This window comes from Affinundibacterium flavidum, from assembly GCF_014284175.1.
Taxonomy (GTDB): domain Bacteria; phylum Pseudomonadota; class Gammaproteobacteria; order Burkholderiales; family Burkholderiaceae_D; genus Undibacterium; species Undibacterium flavidum.
This window is the reverse complement of record NZ_JACOGA010000014.1, coordinates 1-21,026: the sequence shown is the minus strand read 5'-3', so window position 1 is coordinate 21,026 and position 21,026 is coordinate 1. Positions and strand designations below refer to the sequence as shown.

General features: G+C 42.0%; 22 protein-coding genes and 1 tRNA gene. 12 read left to right on the top strand and 11 right to left on the bottom strand.

Annotated elements, in window-relative coordinates:
• Positions 1-39: 39 nt before the first annotated feature.
• A complete protein-coding gene (gene gspG, locus H8K55_RS14965; RefSeq protein WP_186942879.1) occupies positions 40-465 on the bottom strand; it encodes a type II secretion system major pseudopilin GspG in 426 nt (141 codons plus the stop codon).
• 743 nt (positions 466-1,208) lie between these two features.
• Between gspG and H8K55_RS14960 the strand changes: the two genes are divergently transcribed.
• The 4 genes from H8K55_RS14960 to H8K55_RS14945 all read left to right on the top strand — a co-directional run bounded on the left by H8K55_RS14960 (position 1,209) and on the right by H8K55_RS14945 (position 4,855).
• Positions 1,209-1,574: a hypothetical protein gene (locus H8K55_RS14960; RefSeq protein WP_186942878.1), complete on the top strand. Its 366-nt coding sequence runs from the start codon at positions 1,209-1,211 to the stop codon at positions 1,572-1,574.
• A 132-nt stretch (positions 1,575-1,706) separates the two neighbouring features.
• A complete protein-coding gene (locus H8K55_RS14955; RefSeq protein WP_186942877.1) occupies positions 1,707-2,666 on the top strand; it encodes a DUF932 domain-containing protein in 960 nt (319 codons plus the stop codon).
• Positions 2,667-2,808: 142 nt separating this feature from the next.
• On the top strand, positions 2,809-3,819 hold the full coding sequence (locus H8K55_RS14950) for a YqaJ viral recombinase family nuclease (protein ID WP_186942876.1): 1,011 nt from the start codon (positions 2,809-2,811) through the stop codon (positions 3,817-3,819).
• A gap of 88 nt (positions 3,820-3,907) precedes the next feature.
• Positions 3,908-4,855 carry a recombination directionality factor gene (locus tag H8K55_RS14945; protein ID WP_186942875.1) on the top strand — a complete coding sequence of 316 codons (948 nt, stop codon included), beginning with the start codon at positions 3,908-3,910 and terminating at the stop codon, positions 4,853-4,855.
• A gap of 17 nt (positions 4,856-4,872) precedes the next feature.
• Here H8K55_RS14945 and H8K55_RS14940 read toward each other — a convergent pair whose 3' ends face one another.
• Complete coding sequence (locus H8K55_RS14940) at positions 4,873-5,277, bottom strand: helix-turn-helix domain-containing protein (protein ID WP_186942874.1); 405 nt, start codon at positions 5,275-5,277, stop codon at positions 4,873-4,875.
• A 292-nt stretch (positions 5,278-5,569) separates the two neighbouring features.
• Between H8K55_RS14940 and H8K55_RS14935 the strand changes: the two genes are divergently transcribed.
• The 3 genes from H8K55_RS14935 (at position 5,570) to H8K55_RS14925 (ending at position 7,344) form a co-directional block, all read left to right on the top strand.
• A complete protein-coding gene (locus H8K55_RS14935) occupies positions 5,570-5,905 on the top strand; it encodes a hypothetical protein (protein WP_186942873.1) in 336 nt (111 codons plus the stop codon).
• 310 nt (positions 5,906-6,215) lie between these two features.
• Positions 6,216-6,941, top strand: coding sequence for a hypothetical protein (locus H8K55_RS14930; protein WP_186942872.1), 726 nt, complete (start codon positions 6,216-6,218; stop codon positions 6,939-6,941).
• Between the two features lie 139 nt (positions 6,942-7,080).
• Positions 7,081-7,344, top strand: coding sequence for a hypothetical protein (locus H8K55_RS14925; RefSeq protein WP_186942871.1), 264 nt, complete (start codon positions 7,081-7,083; stop codon positions 7,342-7,344).
• Between the two features lie 399 nt (positions 7,345-7,743).
• Here the strand turns inward: H8K55_RS14925 and H8K55_RS14920 are convergent, their stop codons facing one another.
• The 3 genes from H8K55_RS14920 to H8K55_RS14910 form a co-directional block, all read right to left on the bottom strand.
• Positions 7,744-8,802 (bottom strand): YagK/YfjJ domain-containing protein, encoded by a 1,059-nt coding sequence (locus H8K55_RS14920; RefSeq protein WP_186942870.1) that lies wholly within the window; start codon positions 8,800-8,802, stop codon positions 7,744-7,746.
• Positions 8,803-8,875: 73 nt separating this feature from the next.
• Positions 8,876-9,997, bottom strand: coding sequence for a YagK/YfjJ domain-containing protein (locus H8K55_RS14915; RefSeq protein WP_186942869.1), 1,122 nt, complete (start codon positions 9,995-9,997; stop codon positions 8,876-8,878).
• Positions 9,998-10,320: 323 nt separating this feature from the next.
• Positions 10,321-10,554 carry a helix-turn-helix transcriptional regulator gene (locus H8K55_RS14910; protein ID WP_186942868.1) on the bottom strand — a complete coding sequence of 78 codons (234 nt, stop codon included), beginning with the start codon at positions 10,552-10,554 and terminating at the stop codon, positions 10,321-10,323.
• Between the two features lie 487 nt (positions 10,555-11,041).
• Between H8K55_RS14910 and H8K55_RS14905 the strand changes: the two genes are divergently transcribed.
• Entirely contained in the window at positions 11,042-12,025 is a 984-nt protein-coding gene (locus H8K55_RS14905) for an Arm DNA-binding domain-containing protein (protein WP_186942867.1), read from the top strand.
• A gap of 134 nt (positions 12,026-12,159) precedes the next feature.
• Here the strand turns inward: H8K55_RS14905 and H8K55_RS14900 are convergent.
• The 5 genes from H8K55_RS14900 to H8K55_RS14880 all read right to left on the bottom strand — a co-directional run bounded on the left by H8K55_RS14900 (position 12,160) and on the right by H8K55_RS14880 (position 16,684).
• Positions 12,160-12,251 (bottom strand) — tRNA-Ser (locus H8K55_RS14900).
• 99 nt (positions 12,252-12,350) lie between these two features.
• A complete protein-coding gene (locus H8K55_RS14895) occupies positions 12,351-13,601 on the bottom strand; it encodes an aspartate kinase (protein ID WP_186942866.1) in 1,251 nt (416 codons plus the stop codon).
• 525 nt (positions 13,602-14,126) lie between these two features.
• Positions 14,127-14,678, bottom strand: a complete 552-nt coding sequence (locus tag H8K55_RS14890; protein ID WP_186942865.1) for a DUF1415 domain-containing protein — start codon at positions 14,676-14,678, stop codon at positions 14,127-14,129.
• 45 nt (positions 14,679-14,723) lie between these two features.
• A complete protein-coding gene (gene rpiA / locus H8K55_RS14885; protein WP_186942864.1) occupies positions 14,724-15,395 on the bottom strand; it encodes a ribose-5-phosphate isomerase RpiA in 672 nt (223 codons plus the stop codon).
• A gap of 200 nt (positions 15,396-15,595) precedes the next feature.
• Positions 15,596-16,684 (bottom strand): serine/threonine protein kinase, encoded by a 1,089-nt coding sequence (locus H8K55_RS14880; protein WP_186942863.1) that lies wholly within the window; start codon positions 16,682-16,684, stop codon positions 15,596-15,598.
• Positions 16,685-16,821: 137 nt separating this feature from the next.
• Between H8K55_RS14880 and H8K55_RS14875 the strand changes: the two genes are divergently transcribed.
• Both H8K55_RS14875 and H8K55_RS14870 read left to right on the top strand, forming a co-directional pair.
• Complete coding sequence (locus H8K55_RS14875) at positions 16,822-17,523, top strand: UPF0149 family protein (protein WP_186889287.1); 702 nt, start codon at positions 16,822-16,824, stop codon at positions 17,521-17,523.
• A 221-nt stretch (positions 17,524-17,744) separates the two neighbouring features.
• Positions 17,745-17,999: an acyl-CoA-binding protein gene (locus H8K55_RS14870; RefSeq protein ID WP_186942862.1), complete on the top strand. Its 255-nt coding sequence runs from the start codon at positions 17,745-17,747 to the stop codon at positions 17,997-17,999.
• Between the two features lie 92 nt (positions 18,000-18,091).
• Here the strand turns inward: H8K55_RS14870 and H8K55_RS14865 are convergent, their stop codons facing one another.
• The gene (locus H8K55_RS14865; RefSeq protein ID WP_186942861.1) at positions 18,092-19,081 is read right to left on the bottom strand and encodes a 2-hydroxyacid dehydrogenase; all 990 of its coding nucleotides are present in this window, start codon (positions 19,079-19,081) and stop codon (positions 18,092-18,094) included.
• A gap of 260 nt (positions 19,082-19,341) precedes the next feature.
• Between H8K55_RS14865 and fdxA the strand changes: the two genes are divergently transcribed.
• The gene (gene fdxA / locus H8K55_RS14860) at positions 19,342-19,665 is read left to right on the top strand and encodes a ferredoxin FdxA (RefSeq protein WP_186942860.1); all 324 of its coding nucleotides are present in this window, start codon (positions 19,342-19,344) and stop codon (positions 19,663-19,665) included.
• A gap of 92 nt (positions 19,666-19,757) precedes the next feature.
• A complete protein-coding gene (locus H8K55_RS14855; protein ID WP_186942859.1) occupies positions 19,758-20,837 on the top strand; it encodes an NAD(P)/FAD-dependent oxidoreductase in 1,080 nt (359 codons plus the stop codon).
• The last annotated feature ends 189 nt before the right edge of the window (positions 20,838-21,026 follow it).

Genomic DNA, 21,026 nt, shown 5'->3' with positions numbered 1-21,026 from the left:
AAAAGGAGATGATTCACAATGTGGCCGCTGGATTTGTCATTAATTCGTAATGTCAGCAGCTTCACCTTCGCCACCTACTTGGCCATCTTTTCCATAAGAGAGAATGTCAAAATCTCTATTTTGGCCCGGTGATCGATAAGCATAGGCATTTCCCCAAGGATCAAGTGGGATCTGTTTTTTTAGGTAGGGGCCATTCCATTTATTCATGCCATTCGGTTGGACGAGCATGGCATTGAGGCCCTCTTCAGTGGTCGGAAAACGACCAACATCCAGGCGCAAGGTATCTAAAGCTTTGTCAAAGGCCTCGATCTGTGTTTTTGCGACAGCAATTTCAGATTTCCCTAACTGTGAAAAGTACTTTGGACCAACGTACGCAGCCAACATTCCGATAATGACGATGACGATCAATAATTCTAGCAAGGTAAAACCGTGTGCTTGTTTTTTTTGTTCTGAAGTTAAAGTCATGACACAGCAGGAAAGGGAATTAAAATTTAGTGCATGCAAAACGACGCACATAAAAAATCAGTATAAAGTGATAAGTAGTATTAAGTCAATTTAACCTGCTCCCAGGTAATGCCTCAGCTTAAATTTATTATTATTTACACATGCAATTTGCTGCATAAAAGGAAATGCATCTTAACCCACATATTGAACTTCGGCTGAATAACGCCGAATAGCGTGGTATTAGCATTCTGTGCCGCAAACCTTTGGTACGTATCGAATATCATCAGGTCAACTAAGAAATTGTGTTCAAGTGATAAAATGTTGGCAATAGCATAATTCTGCAATTTCCTTACCGTATCTGCCAGTCAGCTTTTTTTTGATTTATTACCTATATAGCAAGTGCAATCTTATTGGGTAAAGTTGGCTTTCTCATTTCTTATCAAATTTGTTTGTGAAGCACGTAAAGCGGCACAGGCACGCATGCATTAACTCTATGTAGATATAGAAACGTGTTTTGATTGTACGTGGCAAATGTCTTTATTTTATTCGCTAGGTAATTAAAATGCTGTTGGTTTATGAATAAACCAAACAAATAGCAATAGTGCAAAGAGAATAAATTCTCTTTGCACTTACGCCCTACCTCACCACTCAAAATTATTTCAAACATATATCACTACTTTGGATTGGCAATTGAAATTCAATTGCCGTTCTTGGTTTGCATCAAGCGCAAACCAATTACACAAAAAATTCACCAAGGATTTGATATGCAAAACACAAACGACTCACCTTCGTTCGACAACAACAATGAACCAATAAGCTGTCCTTGTTGCAAATCGCGACGACTCAAGAAACTCAATTACGGAAAAAGAACTGGTGGAACTATCGGCACCATTGCTGGTGCAGTTGCCGGTGGTGCCAGCTTGATTGGCGGTGCTGAACTTGGTGCCACAGTTGGCCTAGTATCAGGCCCCTTCGGAATCGTCATCGGCGGTTTTGCTGGAGCACTCATGGGTGCTCTATTAGGTGGTGCGACAGGTTGCTCAGTTGGGTCAAAATTAGGCGCCGTCATTGATGATCGCATACTCGACAACTTTCAATGCTTAGACTGCAAATACACGTTTAGCCAGTAATCGTTTTCGTCTTGTTTCTAACTTCTCTCCGCACGCCCTCCTCCGCACTATTCATTTCACTAATCAATCGCAAGCAATGTCAAGCAGTCTATTGGCAGCGGCATTCTTACGTCTAAATTTAAAGGATTTCAAATGGCACACCTCGTAGAATCTATGGCATACACCAACCAAACTCCTTGGCATGGCCTAGGGAATCAACTCCCCAAGAAACAATCAATTGAAGTTTGGGCGCAACAAGCCGGTATGGCTTTTGACATTAAAGAGTCACCGGTACGTTTCATGACCGAAAGCGCTGGCAGTCTTGGCGCGATTATGACTTTCCCAGAACAAAAAGTTCTTTATCGTTCCGATACCAAAGCAGCATTGTCGGTGGTCTCTAACAAATATCAAGTAGTTCAGCCACGCGAAATATTGGAATTCTATCGCGATCTCTCAGAGGTATCAGGTTTTGAACTGGAAACAGCTGGTGTGCTCAAAGCGGGACGTAAAGTGTGGGCATTGGCTAAGACAAATCAGACCGCTACACTCAAAGGCAATGACGTCGTCAATGCCTATCTTTTACTAGCCACGGCATGTGATGGCAGTTTGGCGACGACCGCACAATTTACGAGCATTCGGGTCGTTTGTAACAACACACTTGCTGTGGCGCTCAACAATAGCAGCAACGCCGTTAAGGTACCGCACAACACCAACTTTGATGCCCAAGCCGTGAAGCGTCAGCTCGGCATTTCTGTCACCTCTTGGGATGCGTTTATGTATCGAATGAAGACCTTGTCTGAACGTAAGGTGAAATCCCATGAAGCCATGAATTATTTCTTACGTGTATTCACTGATCCAAGCACGACTGCCACCGGGCTATCCAACGAACGTGCGATGAAAAAAGTGCAGGAGTTATATGACGGTCGAGGCAAAGGTGCTGAACTCGCCTCATCGAAAGACACTGCATTTGGTTTGCTCAACTCTGTCACCGAATATGTCGATCACGAAAAGCGTGCGCGAACAGTCGATCATCGTTTGGAATCGGCATGGTTTGGTCAGGGTGCATCACTCAAGCAAAAAGCCTTAGATCAAGCTTTATTGATGATTGCTTAATCGCTGAATCAATCGGTCTGTCGTTCTATAACAATTCGTGTCTTTCGGCATTATGGGCACAAGAAACTGAAAATGCCATTTACCTGCCCGGTCGAGTTAACGCTCACCGGGCTTTTTATTTCTTCCAACAAAGGGGACGCACATGCATATCGTTCAAAACGTAGAGACACCCAAATCGACTCGCCCTGCATTACGGCTAGTTAGAACCAGAGAATTGAGTCGCGATGAATGGCTAGAAGTTCGTAAGCGTGGAATTGGTAGTAGTGATGCAGGTACTGCCGTTGGACTTAACCCTTATCAATCACAATTGGAGTTATGGCTAATCAAGACTGGGCGAGATGGCAACTTACCCAAAGTCGATCCGAATGATGAGACAAGTCCCATGTATTGGGGCAGCCTATTGGAGCCTATCGTAGCAGCGCATTACACACGTCGCACAGGCAATCGCGTTCGTAAAATCAATTCAGTGTTACAGCATCCTGACGCTGATAAATCATGGATGCTGGCAAACATTGACCGTGAGGTGACGGGTGCCCATGACGTCCAGATTCTTGAGTGTAAGACTGCTGGCGAGTTTGGTGCACGACTATGGCGCGATGGCGTCCCTGAATACATAGTCTGCCAAGTCCAACACCAACTAGCGGTAACAGGAAAAGCGGCGGCAGATGTCTGCGTTTTGATTTGTGGTCAGGAGATACGGATTTATCGTATCGAGCGTGATGATGAGTTAATTGCGCGCTTAATTGCATTAGAACGGCAATTTTGGCATTACGTGGAAACAGATACTCCTCCACCTGCAGATGGTTCAGAGTCAGCAGAATTGGCATTGCGTTGCTTGTATCCACAAGACAGCGGTAACACTCTGAATTTGGTCGATGATACAAAAATGTCTGCCACCTTCGCTGATCTGGTCAACCTACGTGCTGACATTGCCAATCGTACTGAGTTGGAATCCTTACTCAAGCAACAGATACAGCAGCGTATGGGCGATGCGACTACTGCACTATTTGAAACTGGCAAGGTGAGTTGGAAACGCGCTAAGGATAGTCATGCAATCGATATGACGACACTGCTCTGCGATCAACCTGATCTGACGGAACGCTATCCACTCATTAAGCCTGGAAGTCGACGGTTTCTAATCACCTCCAATTGAATACTGCAAAACACACTACATTGGAATCACTTGTTAAACATCAGCCGCCCTCATGATTGAAGGCGGCTTTCTTTTTTTGGAGCACAACATGATTAAAGGACTTGCGATCACACCACCAATCTTAGGGCGTATATCAATTGGCAGTATCGTAGAAAAAAATGGTAAGCGCCTGCCAATCAAAGAAGACTTTTTTACGATTACGTCTCAAGTACAAGGCAAAGATGGTTGGATTAAACACCCAATCTATGATGAATTACAGAAAGCATCTGGCACAGATAAATTGCGCTCAATTCCAGTGCGTTTGCTATTTAATGAGCCGGACTTAAATCTACGTGCCGAGTACAGTATGTTTGATCGCCAAACTGGGCGGCCTTTATGCGTAGGGAATGGTGAAACCTGCCGTCGCTATACTGAAGGTGGCGTACAAAGCTTGCCCTGTCCATCGCCTGATTTATGCGAACTGGCGAAAGGCGGTGCTTGCAAGCCATTTGGACGACTCAATGTGCAGATTGGTGGCGAGGATGAGTTGGGGACATTTATCTTTAGAACCACCGGCTTTAACTCGATCCGCAGTCTGGTAGCAAGGCTTTCTTACTATCAGGCTATTTCGAATAATTTATTGGCATGCTTACCGCTGGAATTGCGCTTGCGCGGAAAAAGCACAACCATGAGTCATCGTTCGGCAATTTACTATGTTGACCTAACGGTTCGCGACGGCATGTCTTTAGAAGATGCAATTACCCAAGCAATTGCAACTGATTTAAAACGTCAGTCTGCGGGTTATAACCAAGTGGCACTAGATACTGCTGCACGTGCTGGTTTCAAGAATGGTGCATTTGAAGAAGATGCAGAAGAAATCGCTGCTGTCGTTGAAGAGTTTTTCCCAAACAACGAGATGGAGGAAAAGAAAATTCTGGGAACAGATGATTTAGCTACTTCAATTTTTCCTGAACCTAGAGACAGTTTACTAGATAAATTGGATCAAAAGCTAAAGAATCAATCTTCTCAAAAATCGAAGTTATTAATTGTCGAATAGGTGATTTAAACTTCGTCTCATAGCACTTCAGAGAAAAACTTCTCAATCACTTTTCTTTCTTTTATGTTCAATTTTTCCATCGCGCTCGCAATCTTACCTATCAATTGCGTCAATATCAGCCGTTGATCTTCATTTAAATTCGCCATTCTCTTTGCCAATGAGCGCGCATGATCCGTCACTTGTGGTGGATCAACTTGAAGAAAGTCGCAAATTTCACAATCCAAAAATTTAGCGAATTGCGCCAACCGCACGAGCGTTGGAGAAATAACGCCTGTTTCTATACGACTGACTGTCTCTTTTTCTAAATTCATGTATTCAGCCAATTGCGCTTGCGTGATACCTCTGCTTTTTCTTTGTGCAGCGATAAGTAATCCAACCTCACGAGCTATATCGTTCTCCGCGCTGCCACCGTTCTTTGCCATAACACAATCCGTCATTCGCAATAAACGCAAAGTGTCATATTTTTACGTCAACCATGGAATGGCGCAATACGTTATCATTTAAAATGACTTATTACATCATTTTAAAAATTATTTGATGGTTACCTTAGTTTGTAAATCTGCAAAATTTAACCCTTTAACCATTGGAGGAAAATCAAACTTCACCTCAAAAAGAAAACTTCAATTCAATTGATCAGTGCCATAACGAATGAAGTGAAATACAGACTGTCTCTGAAAAGAGAATTTCAATACCACACAAATCTTTAGGAACATCATGAACGTAAAAAATTTACTCATTAAAAATGCTTTAATATGCTTCGCTATCTTTAGCGCAATTACTCTCCTCGTAGTGTTCTCGTCCAAGGTGCATCTAGGCTTTTTCGGTAATGTCGCACTATTACTTTCAGGAGCTTTTTTCACAACAGTCGGTGTCGTTATTGGCGATGCTATCCGCCATTTCGTTATGCCTGATGCATTCATCTCAAGTAGTGCGACGGAAACTTTCAAAACAAAAATATTTTGGATGATTGGTCCGCAGGTAATTGGTTGGATTATCGGATATATAGCAGCCAATGGTTTCATGAAAAACGTCTTGGGTTATGCACTTTAACGCTAATCAATTTACAACAATTATCATGGAAAAAATAATCAAAACGCCGTAGCTTGCTACCTTAGTGGACGATAGTATTATTACCGAATACTTCGTGGCGCTAAAGTAACAAATCTAGCTATTGGGTATCAAAAGTATGGACGATTATCCCGAATTCGATAATCGTCCTTTCAATTTAAATTTGAGTACTAATTTTTTTTGCATTAAAACTGCATGAGAGGCAAGCAAGATGATGCAAATTAAAATTTATAATTTAAAAAAATAAAAATATTAACGATGTATAATTATTATTTAAGTAGTATTAATGATAATGGAAACTACTGGCATAAAAAACTTCTCTCGTAAAAAAATCGATAAATTAGTCGAAGAAAAGAAAAAAGATTTTGATTTCGTGAAATGGATTTCACTCATTATAACGATGTCGGGAATTTTGTTTTGGATGGCTGGAACTGCCTACGAATCGGGATATTGGCACCTACTCGGCGCAGATGGATCGTTCATCCCACGAACATTCCAAAGAACTGCACTAAGTGGCTTTATTGGTCCATTTGAAGTATGGCTCTATGGTGCGGTGATTTTGCTTGGATATGCGCTACTGCTATTTTTTGCAGTACTAATTTCTTCTTCCATCCACCGCCCCAAAGTGCTTCCGAAAATTTTCATTCAAATCGAAAGCTGGTTTGATAAGAAAAAAACTGTCGATGCGGCCACACTTAAGTTTCCAATTATCTTGATTACCATTTTTATGGCAATTATCGTTGCTATTATTCCTTGTCTTGTTATCGTCGGCCTTGCATACAAGGAAGGTGCAACACAAATGAATCAGGAAATTTGCAATGCACGAACAGTTAAAGAGTTTGCAACTAGCATTAATCTTTTTGACGGAACAAAAGTTCAAGGCAAATTTATAGGTAGATCGGAAAAACTCAGTGTTCTTCTAAACAACAAAGCAATTTCTGTCATTACTATCAGTGACAAACCTCAAGTGATTGACACGACAAACGTTCTTGAGGTTTTGTGTAAAAGGAAAAAATGAAGCGATTATTTAGATAGTCGTCTATCAAATACGATTATTGAAGCCATTTAAATCCTCATATCACTTATGTCCGAATAACGCGGTCACAAAATAGCGAACTTTAAATTCTCACTAGCTTCTATTTTTAGGAAATAAATCCATGGTCAACGTTTTAGCAATTTCGGAATCAGACGATTTCAAATACGATCCAAGCAATTTACTCGATGCGCTAATTAAAATACTGTGCATCAAAAATGATGCCGCGCTTTCCCGTGTTTTAGAAGTTGCACCGCCAGTCATCAGTAAAATACGCCACAAAAATTTACCTATTGGACCTAATTTACTCATCAGGATGCATGAGGAATCTGGCCTAAGCATTCGAGAGATTCGGGCTTTGATGGGAGATCGTAGAAAGAAGTTCTAGATTGCAGATCAATCGACGTAACCTGGCGATAAGTTGAGTCATTTAACTTTTAAGTGAGTTTCAATGCGGTGCCCACTATACAGGTCGGCCGATTCAATCTCCCGCATTTGTTAAGATTGAACGAAAAATTGAAATCAGGCTTTCATTGAGCTGTCGCAAATCAAAGAAGTGGCAAACATCTATGCCAGGCGGTCTGCGATTTTGACGTTTTTGTCTGACGTCATTGCAACTGTGCGTATGAATATTACGATTGACGATAAACCTTGTTTACCAAAAAAACACTTTTAATCAAGTCAAACGAATATCAATTATATTCGTTTCGATTTGATCTAACAGTCATCTGGTCTAAAATGCTGAATTGTCAGGCCGCACCAAAATTGTTAGGCAAAACGGTAGAATTTATTCTGCACGACCGTACGATCTATATTTCCCACTACGACCATCAATAATAAACTGAAAATGTAAATCTTTTTCAAACAAGTAATATATTCCGCTTAAAAGGTTTTGTGTCTTTTCAGGTTCGTCTTTGCAAAGAATTCCAATACCACCCTTTCGTTCCTCTACGATGCCTTTCGCGCAGTCGAAATACTCACTTTGATTTTTGGTAATTTGCTCCACCCAATATTGACCGATCTTTTCAACCGAGATGCAATCATCAGTAACTTCAATAGTTGAAACAAAAAAAACACAATGAAAATAGAACCCTTTTAACGGTGAATATTCTAGTTTCCAAATATATCCAACGATAGATTCAAACAATTTATTGTGACGCCAATTCCTAAAGAACTTTCCCAGGTAAGACTGGGCTTGCTTCAAGACTGGCTTTGATTGACTGCCGATCTCTGACGCAAATAGATCAATACGAAATACTCTGACTGTGTCATGTGTCGCCAATATTTTTTTCACATAAGTCTCAGTACTCCTAAAGTTATTCGCCACTTTCCTCGTTCGTGCATAAAACAATGATCGAAATTCTTCTCCCTTTAACTCAGTACGAACTATTTCCACAAAATCGATGAAAAATTCAAAGTAATTATCAATGTTTTCACGATAGGGCTTTTGATCATGGACTGTCGAAAAACGATTAGCCTGAAGCTTAATCAGTCTAAAAAATAACTCAACTTGTTCGCTATAGTGAAAAGTCCTGTCATCAATTTTTCGAAGTGCAAACAAAAGCAGCTCATGCAACGAAATACTTAATTTGTTTGAATCGTATTTCAGCGGATATCCATCACGTTGAATTTTAATGAATCCAGGATCACTACACTGCGCGACATTTAAGACAAACTGATGAATCGAACAAATTACATTTAGATCACAATTTTTAGAAGGTTCATCTCGAAGTGCCCAAATACCGTCAACATCTGACAACCAAGAAAAAAGATCTTTTTCAATAGTTGAATAGATAGTCGAAGGTGTTTGAAATTTATTCGCACTTGATGATTTTTTTTTGACCATAACTAAAATATGTTTTCCTTTTCACAGCACTACCGACGATCCAATAATAGCGATACCTCAACACACCTATCACTCAAGAAGATATTTTTCGTGGTCGCCCTAGCTTAACATCACGCTTCTTGGGAAATAACATTTTACGAATCATTTTGCGATAGGGGTCAACTGGAGATTTCACCGACTGACGCTCTTTGCAGATATAGTGAACAACGATGCTCAGCAAATTTTCCCGAAGTCCCTTATCTGACCAATGTATTAAACCAAGTCCACAATTGCCTAAACGTTGGAAGTTCTTAATTTGGTCATTGCAATTCCAATAGACACCCTTCCCCATTGTTATCACATTCTTCCAATATTCACCGATCTGCTGTGTATGAAAAATATGACTAGCGCCTCTACGTTCAGATCCATTAAAGAAAAAAATAGCATGGATATGCATTCCTTTTTCCACACCATATTCAACCTTAAAGATATAGCCTGCCATATCATCAAAAATCGCATTATTTGTCATGTTCATGGTCAGATGATCCAAATCATTCAAAACACCAGTAAGACTTGAAAAGCTCGAATACGCCTTGGTATATGCTAGATCAACACGCAAAACAATTAAGCGATCATTGTTGCCAAACAAGGCATCTACGTAGTCACAGCAGGTTTTAAACCGTTCTCCTATTGCTCTCTTGGTCTGTGCTCTTAAGTAGCGATAGCGCTCTGAGCTTCCCGTCTCCACTAGCAGATCAACAAAACGCAAATAGTCTTTCCAATTTATTTCTGTTATCGAAACACGATATAACGATGGATTGCCATATTGATTGGCGTTGACTGAAGAGATCCCGCTCATCCAGCCTATCTGCGCACAGCATTCAATAAAGAGGTTAATACTATTGGTATATTGATACTGTACTGGCAATAACCCTATCGCATTAAGATAAGCACCCATTAAACAATAGTGATCATGAAAACTGATTGGCCTCTGATTATATAAAGATTCACAGTGCAATTCAGGTATTGAACGCTCATGCAATTTTCCACTTACGATTTCAGAAACAAAACATTCGAGACTCTTGATAGCGTCTGCTGGACTAAGTGATGCATGTTGCGCAATGTGGCTTGACCAGATTGGGTTAGCTTGACCAGCGTAAATCGATGACTGATTTAGCATCGGACTAGTCAATTGATTAGTTTGATTTGTGTTCATTAATTTTCCTTATTGCAAAATTATCCATGTCATTTCAAAGCAGACAAAGTGATTCCTCATCAAAGGCTAAGATGCGTTGATAGGAGATGCATTTAATTGATTTATTAAACAGAGATTGACACATACTGATACTTATATTAATAACTTATAATCTATTAAATTAAATAATATATTATTCCGTAAAGCATGTGATCTACATTCTCAAGGGAGAAGTACCAATATAGAAATAGAATGGCTTTATTGACAGCATTTACGACTCCAAAGCGTATATGGAGATGGCACATTACTACGTGTTGCAGCAATCCCTACCAGCAACAGAATAATTAGTTGTTATCAGCTCGTGCAACAACTCTCGACTCCATCCAAGCACTGATTTCACTAGCGAGCCATGCCACACTTCCCTTTCCAGTTGCAGATAAGGAAATCGATTTAGGAAAGCTAGGATCAAAATACTTTGATGATGGATTCAAACGATTGTAGACGCTACTACGTTTTAGACCAGTTATCTCTTCAAGTTCAGGAAGACGTAAAAACTTATTTTGTATAGATGGATTCATTTATTGACCTCTTAAGCGATTTAATTAACGAGTGCAGAGACGATGTTATTTCTGCACACAATAGCCCAAGGCAATAATTTTTTACTTACCTACTTCTGTAGATATTCGCTCCAAAACGCCTAAATTAAAATAGTGCAGATACCTATACTATCTAAAATTGGTCATTCAGAATTAGTTTACTAGATCAATAATTATCGCAGTACAATCTATAATAACCAATGAAATAATTCTCAAATAGTCTCTACGAATACTTCTTATTAGCATTAACTACGTACATAAATATTTTTAATAATTTACCAATAAAAAACCAATAAATTAATTAGTTTTTTATTGGAAAATAAAAAAAAATTTAGTGCAAATATTAGATTAAAATTAGATTTTTTATAGAGTTTTATAAGAATTTTATTGATATCTTATTGGAATAAAACCAATCAATAAATATCAATAAAAATATTTATTTTAATATTTTTTAGATTGTTATTTTAAGATGAAAAAAGAGCAAATTAATGATGAAGCCAAATTCCTCGAAATTGTCGATTCAGGAAAACCAAAAACTAGCCTAGGCAATGGACTTTATTTTTTGAAAACAAAGTTAAATGACCAGTTCTTTGAATTTCGAAAAACCATCGAAGGCCAAGAAATTACTAAGTTAATTGGAAAATACCCATCAATGCCGCTTAGAGAAGCAAGGGTAGAAGCTGATAAGCTTTTAGCTGAGGTAGGGGCCAGTAAAACCGAAAAGGATGATCGTGAATTTAGTGCAAAAATAAAAAAAATTTATTCAAGCATTAAAGCAATTAATCCTCGCAAAGAAAAGGAAAAAATACCTTGCTTTAGAGACATTGATGATGCGAACGAATTCATCAATGCATTAAACAGCAAAGTCCCATTCAAGGTCATTCGGGACGAACGGACTCCATCACTCCCCAATGGAATAGAAACTGAGATTTACGCAGCTATTTGGCTTCTTTTACTTACGCCTTTAAGCATTGAAGACTTTATTTCTGCGAATTGGGATAATGTGCGCCCAAGCAGGTTCAACAACACAGCGACTTGTCTCTGGACACTCTCATCACAAGACAACAAAATTCGCTACCTAACATTACCCAACAAAGCTTCGATAGCAGTTGAGTACTTAAACGACAACTTCTCAGGTCGTTTTACTGGAAAAGTCTTCCCACATCTAAGCACTTGCACGGAAAAGGAGATAAACACTAAATTGATTGCGACAATAAAAGAAATTTGGCCGCAATACAAAATTGACCCAACACAGTTCCGCCATTTTTTTATACATATAGCCAGCGAATATAGTGCCTTTAAGCCAGAGTTCATCAAGTCATATGCTCTGACAAACAACTTCCACAATTTATGTCACGTTTCACAACATGCACTCGCAGATTGGTGGGACTACCAACTCATTAATAACAACTGCGCATTCGAGTCCGTCTATGGCACTCTAGGTAGACTTTGAAGAAAACTGCACAGGAATATTGACAATCCAATGCCATCCATCTTGAGCCAAGCATAAATGGCATACTAGATGGCATACCACCGGAAGCAGAAAAAGAAAAAGCCCTTGAAAATCAAGGGCTTAATCAGTATTACTGGCGGAGACGGTGAGATTCGAACTCACGATCCAGGTTACCCCAGATGCTTCCTTAGCAGGGAAGTGCCTTCGGCCACTCGGCCACGTCTCCACACTTTCACAACGCGTTGCTTACGCAAGGCATTGCGAACAAGACCGTGATCATAGCGGGTAGTTCATCTTTGGTCAACTACCTGCCATGAAAATAATACTATGCAGCTTCCAAACCAAATGCTTTATGCAAAGCACGTACTGCCAATTCCATATATTTTTCATCAATCAAAACAGAAATTTTGATTTCAGAAGTGGAAATCATTTGGATATTAATGCCTTCATCCGACAGCGTACGGAACATCTGCGAAGCAATACCTACATGGCTACGCATGCCAACACCGACCACGGATACTTTTGACACCTTGGAATCACCAATGATATTGCCGGCACCAATATGCTCCTTGACACTCGCATTCAGTACATCCATGGCCTTGTTGTAGTCACCACGTGGTACAGTAAATGTGAAATCTGTCTTACCATCGACTGATTGATTTTGAATAATCATATCGACTTCAATATTCGCGTCAGCGATAGGGCCAAGAATTTGATATGCAATACCTGGCTTGTCTGGTACACCAAACACAGTGAGTTTTGCTTCGTCGCGATTAAATGCGATGCCAGTAATAGTGGCTTGTTCCATATTTGTATCTTCCTCAAACGAAATCAGGGTGCCGGAAATAATTTCTTCGGCTAAAGGCATTAATGGGTCCGTCAACGATGACAATACGCGGGTCGGCATGCGGTAATTGCCAGCGAATTCCACAGAACGTATCTGCAAAACTTTGGAGCCCAGCGATGCCATTTCCAACATCTCTTCAAAAGTCACGGTATTCAACTTGCGCGCTTCAGACACAACCCGGGGATCGGTCGTATATACACCATCAACGTCGGTGTATATCAAACATTCTTGCGCCTTCAATGCTGCAGCAATCGCTACCGCAGAAGTATCCGAACCACCGCGACCTAAAGTAGTGATATTTCCCAGCTCATCAACACCTTGGAAGCCGGTAATAATGACGATCTTACCCTCAGCCAGATCTGCCTTCACTTTCGCATCGTCGATCGAAGCGATACGCGCTTTTGTATGAGAAGAATCCGTCTTAATCGGCACTTGCCAACCAGCATAAGAGACCGCTTGCTTGCCTAAAGCTTGCAAAGCAATCGCTAACAAACCAACTGATACTTGCTCGCCCGTGGAGGCAATCATATCAAGCTCACGCGGATCTGGGTCGACCATGATTTCTTTAGCCAAGCCAATAATTCGATTCGTTTCGCCTGACATTGCAGACGGCACAACTACGATTTGATAACCTGCATCATGCCATTTGGCGACGCGCTTAGCGACGTTCTTGATGCGATCCGTAGACCCCATCGAAGTACCGCCGTATTTGTGGACAATTAAAGCCATAACATTTCAAAAAGAGTGACGAAAAAGGGAGTAAAGCGAGAAAAAGAACGCATGACTTTACATGCTGCTCTGCAAAATAACAAGGCGCACATGCCTGTTTTTTAGGCGCAAGAAGTCTAGGGAAAGTAGAAACAAAGGAAAATCTTAGAAAAACCGATGAAAACTTGCAATGGTTCTGTAAGAAAAGACAGGTTGCAAGAACTGGAAAAATCAAAGCTACTAAACAACAAGATCAAAGCATTGGTGAAATTTAATGACAATTGAATGACAGTAGCCCGATTTTATACTCACTCCATAATAAAACGAATATCAAACAAATTAAATTTCGATGCGATATTTATCAGCAGCCGAACTTCATTTCGAAGTGCATTCAATCGAAAAAAAGAAATTCACACATAACCAAAACAAATATCGATATAAGGAAAGAATCGCTGGCGTGCATCTTTAATAGTGTTTATGTGCTGCATCAATAAAAGCGGAGAAAGACACGATTGCCCTTCCCCTGCTTTCACGCACACAAATAGCTCAAATAAAAAGCTTCTTCCAGGCATCGTGACCCAATGCGCGCAGCGTCTGCATATTTTTTTCGTAAATCTGCTCTGCCTCAGGAAAAGCTTCAACGGCCTTATCAATACTCTCTTCGCGCAGCAAATGCAGCGTAGGAAATGGCGAACGATTCGTATAATTGTCGATATCGTCCGGTGCGGCATCTTCAAATTGATATTGCGGATGGAAACTCGCCACTTGCAAAATTCCGTCTAAATCCAACTCTTCCAAAGTCGCATCCGCTACCTCCAAGAAATCGTTATAGTCGAGAAACTCTTGCATCACGAAAGGATGAATCAGCAGCGTAGTATCGATTTTTTCTGGATTTGCTTCTGCCAACACTTCCAATTCCGCCATCAAATCTTTGATTAACTCTTCTGCGGTTGTCGCATGGCTGACGAAGTAGCGGATTTGATCTTTAATATGCACGCCTTTTGCAAACGGGCAAAGATTTAAGCCTATGACGGCTTTCTCTAACCACAACTTCGTTTGTGCGATGACTGCGTCATCTTTAATTTGTACATCGACCATCTGCTTACTCCTAAATTACTACCAAAACTATTAAAGTTACTAAATTTAAAACTGCAAAGTCTTGACGCCATCTTCAGTGCCGAGCAGACAAACATTCGCGCCTTGCGCAGCAAATAATCCAACAGTCACTACGCCAACGATATTATTAATCTGCGCCTCTAAAGCAATCGGATCAGCGATTTGCAGTCCATGAATATCGACAATAATATTGCCGTTATCAGTCAATAAGGCTGCCCCGTCTTTCATACGTAATTTGGCATCACCACCAATCGCATTCAATGCACGTATCACGGATTGACGCGCCATAGGAATGACTTCGACTGGCAAAGGGAACTTACCTAGTAAATTAACCAACTTAGATCCGTCGGCGATACAAACAAAGGATTTCGCCACCGATGCAACGATTTTTTCACGCGTCAAGGCAGCGCCGCCGCCCTTGATCATTGCACCACTTGCTGTGATCTCGTCAGCACCATCGATATAGACCGACATAGAACTAACATCATTCAAATCATATACCGCAATACCATGACCACGTAGGCGACTTGCCGTTGCTTCCGAGGACGCGACTGCGCCTTTGATTTTGTGCTTAATTTTCGCCAATTCATCGATAAAAAAATTCGCGGTTGAACCTGTGCCAACACCAATAATTTCATCTTCAACTACGTAAGCAATCGCGGCTTGCGCGACTGCGAGTTTTAATTCATCTTGTGTCATAGTTATCACATAAAAGAAAATAATCAGAATGGCGTCATTGTAAACGATGGGGGCTTGTAAAACATAGGTATCTACACAAGCCGGAGCGGAACTAAAAGTCCCCTCCCTTTCAAGGGGAGGGCTAGGGTGGGGATGGGTTATAGTGACGCAACCTGCAATTTCTATAGCCGGGCTAAATCCGAGCCAGCCATAACAACCTATCAGACCCGCAGTGGCGCTTCGTCCATCAATGCAATTTGTTCACGCATTTCTAAAATCCTATCCTGCCAGTAGCGCTGCGTATTAAACCAAGGAAACGCTTGCTTAAAAGCAGGATCACCCCAACGCTGTGCCAGCCACGCTGAATAATGTAATAAGCGCAAGCTACGCAAGGCTTCGATCAAATGCAGTTCAGCGGGATTAAAGCTATGAAAATCTTCGTAGCCCATCAAAATATCGCATAGCTGCGCCTGCATTTCTTGGCGCGAACCAGATAACAGCATCCATAAATCCTGCATAGCTGGCCCCATGCGACTATCATCAAAATCCACAAAATGGGGCCCCGTATGCGCTCCCAGATGTGCTCCAACTTCGGTCCACAATACATTTCCCATATGGCAGTCGCCATGCAAGCGTAAGCTTTGCACCTCACCAGCTTGCTGATACGCATTACGAACTGCGTCCAACATCATACGTGCGGTGGCCTCATAGGCATTCAAAATATCCGAGGGAATAAAGTCATGCTGAAGAAGATACTCTAACGATGCATCACCATAGGTCTGTTGGTTTATCTTCGGCCGATGTTGATAAGATTCCCGCGCACCTACCGCATGAATTCGCCCTAAAAAACGCCCTATCCACTCTAGAGTACCAGCACGGTCTAATTCAGGAGCGCGTCCGCCTTGCCTTGCAAATACCGCAAACCGAAAACCCGAAAATTCACGCAAACTATTGCCATTCGCATCGAGTAAAGCAGGCACAACAGGTATCTCTGCCGCCTCAAGCTCCGTCACAAATTGATGTTCTTCTTTAATCTGCGCATCGCTCCAACGCAATGGTCGATAAAATTTCACGACCAAGGGTGATGCATCGTCCATCCCTAATTGATAAACCCGATTTTCATAGCTATTCAAAGCCAATAGTCGTCCATCGCAATGAAAGCCCTGCGCGTGCATGGCATCAAATACGCAATCAGGACTTAAGTTTGAAAAATCAACAGGATTTGACTGGCGATCCGAGTCATCCTCTGACTGGTTTTCAATGTAGTTTTCAGGCAAATGATCGCCGGGGATTAGAATATTTGAGCTCATAGCCCGCATTGTACGTGCTTTCTCACCACGAACGAGGAACAAAGCGCTACACTTCCGTTATTAAAATCAGCGTTAAGATCGGCGTACAAAATACGCAGCGATTACATCCGAAAACCACCTTTAAACGAGCAAGCATCATGCATCTGGATGAACCCCTCAGCGACAAAGAGTTTAACGAACTCGATAAATTTTTGATGTCAGACGCCGTTGGCGATGACGGCATGACCATGGACGCCCTGCACGGCTATCTGACGGCGATTGCACTTGGACCTGAAGTGATTGCCATGACTGAATGGCTACCTCTGGTGTGGGGACTGCCCGATGATGGAGAACCGAAATTTAAGAATCCCAAAGAAATGCAGCGGATCACGAATTTGATCGCTCGCTTCATGAATGAGATTCAAATCACCTTCGAAGTTGCACCTCAAGAATTCGAGCCCTTATTTTGCGTGATGGAAGAAAACGGCAAAGAATTAATCGATGGCGAAACTTGGGCTTGGGGCTTTTGGGAAGGTATGCAATTGCGCGCAGAAGCTTGGGAGGCCGCATGGGAATCACCGACTATTGCACCATTGCTAGAACCAATTTACCTGCTAGGTGCAGAAGAGATTGAAGAGGAAGAAACAAAGCTAGTGGATACGCCAGAAAAGTGCCATCAATTAGCATTAAAATTAGAAGCCTCAATTGGGGAGATTCGACGCTTTTGGGCGCCATTGCGTAAATCTGGCGTCGCCACTGTGAAACGCGATGCACCGAAAGTCGGCAGAAACGACCCCTGCCCTTGCGGTAGCGGCAAGAAATACAAAGTGTGTTGCGGTGCAGAGCCGACCATACATTAACTGAATCACCTTAACCACTACACGAAAACGCCAGAAGTCTCTGGCGTTTTTTATTACCAGCCTCCACAGCACGCAAAAGCGTTTTTCAGTTTGAGGAAATCTTCTATAGGAAGGAACATGACTGTTAAGCTAGAATGCAAAAGCAGAGCAATATCAAATGATATTAAAAATCACACTTAAGTTTCCAGCACTTCCACCCCTTTCCAGCATCAGGAGATCTTATGAGCCTCGTCGACCAATTTAATCAAGCTCAGGCTGATTCCAAAAATTTACCGGAACGTCCTGACAATATGACTTTATTGAAGATTTATGCCCTCTTCAAACAAGCTAGCACAGGCGATGCCAGCGGCGAACGTCCGGGCATGACCGACTTCGTTGCGCGTGCCAAGTTTGATGCTTGGGCAGAATTAAAAGGCACATCAAAAGACGCGGCGATGCAGGAATATATTGATTTGATCGAATCTTTAAAAGACTAAAAATTTTTAAGATTCATTAAGTGAAAAAAAGCAGGCGCCACGCTGTCAATGAGCAGAAATGTTGGCGCCTGTTTCATTTTGGCTGTACGACATTACATTTCAAGTACATCACGGTTGAGTAAGTCTGGCGGCACCTCGCCACGTACGGCCGCAATCACATTCGTGATCGCGCGATTGACCATCGCCCTGCGGGTTCGCTCTGATGCGCTAGCGATATGCGGTGTTAACACGACATTTTTCAAGTCTAAGAAATCAGGGTGAAAACGTGGCTCATTTTCAAAAACGTCCAATCCGGCGCCTGCAATTTGTCGATTTCGCAAAGCAGCAATTAAAGCGACATCATCCACAATCCCACCACGTGCAATGTTGATTAAAGTCGCGCTAGGCTTCATTTGAGCAAGCTCCGCGGCGGCAATACTATGATGCGATTCGGGCGAATAAGGTAAAGCCAAAATCAAATGATCAGATTCACGTAATAAGCTTTCTTTATCGACATAACGCGCATGATGCGCGACCGTTTCTTGTTCGGCGCTAAGTCGACTTCGATTGTGATAAATCACGTCCATACCGAAACCGGCAGCACGGCGTGCAATTGCTTGACCGATGCGTCCCATCCCTAAAATCCCCAGACGAGATCCGTGGATATCCGCACCAACGAAAAAATCGACGCCCCACTTTTGCCACTCTCCATTGCGCAAAAAATGCTCTGCTTCAGTCACCCTGCGTGCAGTTGCCATCATTAAAGCCCAGGCGAAATCTGCAGTGGTTTCATTCAACACATCGGGCGCATTAGTCGCCATTACCTGATGCTGCGTACAGGCCTGTAAGTCAAAATTGTCATAACCAACCGCAATCGTGGAAATAATTTTCAATTCCGGCAGCTTTGCCAGCAAGTCTTGATTAATCTTGGCGCTTGAGGTGCAGATCATGCCAAACTTGCCTTGCAAGCGCTCAGTTAGCTCGTCGGGAGAAAAGATGCGGTCTTCTTGATTTAGCTCAAGTTCAAAATAGTCATTCAAGCGAGCCAGCGCATCTGGAAACATTGCACGGGCAACCAATAGTGTTGGCTTAGTAGGATTCATAGATTTTTGCAGCAAAAAGGCAGAAATTAAGAGATAAAGCGATTATACGGTAGCCAACAGCACTCGCCCTACATCACTTTCAAGATGTAGAAAGCACATCGTCAGATGGAAGCGATTGCCAGAAACTACATTTACTTATGCTAATTTTATCTAAGCCGCAATTGTGAGTTGGGACGATTTGCCTTAAAATACAAGGCTTTGCAGCTACAGCGACATTTCTGGTAGCGCTTCACCCCGATTTTTTTATTGATAGGCCTGTTATGACCCACGTTGTGACCGAATCCTGCATCCGCTGCCGTTACACTGACTGCGTTGATGTTTGCCCAGTGGACTGCTTCCGTGCAGGTCCAAATTTTCTCGTGATTGACCCAGATGAATGTATCGATTGCGCAGTCTGCGTTGCCGAATGCCCAGTCAATGCGATTTATGCCGAAGAAGACGTGCCACAAGATCAAATGCCGTTCATCAAAATCAATGCTGATTTGATTCGTAGCTGGCCATCGATCACCAAAACGACGACGCCGTTAGCGGACGCTGATGATTGGAAAGATGTGAAAGACAAATTGCAATATCTCGAACGTTAATCTAATTTATTTCGATTACTCGAATTTTGCATGACCTGCACAGCGGTTCCTATGAACCGATTTGCCCAATTTTTTAAAGAATATAGAGTCGTATGGACAACAAACAAAACTCAGTAACTGCAGGAGCATCAGGCGTGATTGAGGCCGATGCCGTCATCATTGGCGCCGGTCCAGTTGGTCTGTTCCAGGTCTTTGAACTCGGCTTGCTCGAAATCAAAGCACACGTGATTGATTCTCTGCCAGTCGTTGGCGGTCAATGCGTGGAATTGTATCCAGACAAACCTATCTACGATATTCCTGCGGTGCCTGTGTGTACAGGTCAAGAATTGACAGACAATTTGCTCAAGCAAATTGAGCCGTTTGAACCGACCTTTCACTTAAATCAAGAAGTCACATTGGTTCAACGTCGTACTGATGGTCGCTTTGATCTCGAAACATCTTTGGGAACAAAATTCATTACCAAAACGATTTTCATCGCAGCTGGTGTTGGCTCATTCCAGCCACGCACTTTAAAAGTGGAAGGCATTGAGGCATTTGAAGGTTCACAAGTTTTCTATCGTGTCAAAGATCCTAGCCGTTTTGAAGGCCGTAATCTGGTGATCTGTGGTGGTGGTGACTCTGCCTTGGATTGGGCTTTGGCATTGGCAGGTAAAGCAGAATCCGTCATCGTATTGCACCGTCGTGATGACTTCCGCGCTGCACCAGCATCTGTCGCCAAAATGAAAGAAATGTGCGACAACTACGAAATGCAATTGATCATCGGTCAAGTCACAGGTATAGAAACCAAAGACGACAAATTATCTGAGATCAAAGTGACAGGCGCAGATGGCGTAACGCGTCGCTTGCCGCTGGATGATTTGTTGGTGTTCTTCGGATTGTCACCAAAACTCGGCCCTATCGCTGATTGGGGTCTAGAGATCGAACGCAAACAATTGAAAGTCATGGACACTGAGAAGTTTGAAACCAACGTACCGGGCATTTTCGCGGTTGGTGATATCAATACTTATCCAGGCAAGAAAAAATTGATTTTGTCAGGTTTCCACGAAGCGGCATTAGCTGCATTTGGCGCGGCGCCGTATATTTTCCCTGAAAAGAAAATCCACATGCAATACACGACGACCTCACCAAAATTGCACAAAATCCTGGGTGTCGAATCACCAGTATTTGATTAGGCAAATTCGTAAGCAACTTCTTAAGCAAGTTCGGTTATCAATAAAAAAAGCGCAGAGATTACTGAACTGAACCCCAATAGTTGGACACCAACTATTGGGGTTTTTTAATGACTAAAAATACAGATGAATTCAAATACCAAGTAGTGCAAGAGTACTTGGATGGGCCGCTGGGATACAGTGGATTGGGCG

Excerpts from the sequence above, each read along its gene's own strand:
- H8K55_RS14870 (WP_186942862.1), top strand. The coding sequence starts at position 17,745 with ATGAGCCTCGTCGACCAATTTAATCAAGCTCAGGCTGATTCCAAAAAT.
- rpiA (WP_186942864.1), bottom strand. The coding sequence starts at position 15,395 with ATGACACAAGATGAATTAAAACTCGCAGTCGCGCAAGCCGCGATTGCT.
- H8K55_RS14890 (WP_186942865.1), bottom strand. The coding sequence starts at position 14,678 with ATGGTCGATGTACAAATTAAAGATGACGCAGTCATCGCACAAACGAAG.
- H8K55_RS14960 (WP_186942878.1), top strand. The coding sequence starts at position 1,209 with ATGCAAAACACAAACGACTCACCTTCGTTCGACAACAACAATGAACCA.
- H8K55_RS14935 (WP_186942873.1), top strand. The coding sequence starts at position 5,570 with ATGAACGTAAAAAATTTACTCATTAAAAATGCTTTAATATGCTTCGCT.
- H8K55_RS14950 (WP_186942876.1), top strand. The coding sequence starts at position 2,809 with ATGCATATCGTTCAAAACGTAGAGACACCCAAATCGACTCGCCCTGCA.
- H8K55_RS14940 (WP_186942874.1), bottom strand. The coding sequence starts at position 5,277 with ATGGCAAAGAACGGTGGCAGCGCGGAGAACGATATAGCTCGTGAGGTT.
- H8K55_RS14895 (WP_186942866.1), bottom strand. The coding sequence starts at position 13,601 with ATGGCTTTAATTGTCCACAAATACGGCGGTACTTCGATGGGGTCTACG.
- H8K55_RS14930 (WP_186942872.1), top strand. The coding sequence starts at position 6,216 with ATGGAAACTACTGGCATAAAAAACTTCTCTCGTAAAAAAATCGATAAA.
- H8K55_RS14920 (WP_186942870.1), bottom strand. The coding sequence starts at position 8,802 with ATGGTCAAAAAAAAATCATCAAGTGCGAATAAATTTCAAACACCTTCG.
- H8K55_RS14945 (WP_186942875.1), top strand. The coding sequence starts at position 3,908 with ATGATTAAAGGACTTGCGATCACACCACCAATCTTAGGGCGTATATCA.
- fdxA (WP_186942860.1), top strand. The coding sequence starts at position 19,342 with ATGACCCACGTTGTGACCGAATCCTGCATCCGCTGCCGTTACACTGAC.
- H8K55_RS14925 (WP_186942871.1), top strand. The coding sequence starts at position 7,081 with ATGGTCAACGTTTTAGCAATTTCGGAATCAGACGATTTCAAATACGAT.
- H8K55_RS14905 (WP_186942867.1), top strand. The coding sequence starts at position 11,042 with ATGAAAAAAGAGCAAATTAATGATGAAGCCAAATTCCTCGAAATTGTC.
- H8K55_RS14955 (WP_186942877.1), top strand. The coding sequence starts at position 1,707 with ATGGCACACCTCGTAGAATCTATGGCATACACCAACCAAACTCCTTGG.
- H8K55_RS14910 (WP_186942868.1), bottom strand. The coding sequence starts at position 10,554 with ATGAATCCATCTATACAAAATAAGTTTTTACGTCTTCCTGAACTTGAA.
- H8K55_RS14865 (WP_186942861.1), bottom strand. The coding sequence starts at position 19,081 with ATGAATCCTACTAAGCCAACACTATTGGTTGCCCGTGCAATGTTTCCA.
- H8K55_RS14880 (WP_186942863.1), bottom strand. The coding sequence starts at position 16,684 with ATGAGCTCAAATATTCTAATCCCCGGCGATCATTTGCCTGAAAACTAC.
- H8K55_RS14855 (WP_186942859.1), top strand. The coding sequence starts at position 19,758 with ATGGACAACAAACAAAACTCAGTAACTGCAGGAGCATCAGGCGTGATT.
- H8K55_RS14915 (WP_186942869.1), bottom strand. The coding sequence starts at position 9,997 with ATGAACACAAATCAAACTAATCAATTGACTAGTCCGATGCTAAATCAG.
- gspG (WP_186942879.1), bottom strand. The coding sequence starts at position 465 with ATGACTTTAACTTCAGAACAAAAAAAACAAGCACACGGTTTTACCTTG.
- H8K55_RS14875 (WP_186889287.1), top strand. The coding sequence starts at position 16,822 with ATGCATCTGGATGAACCCCTCAGCGACAAAGAGTTTAACGAACTCGAT.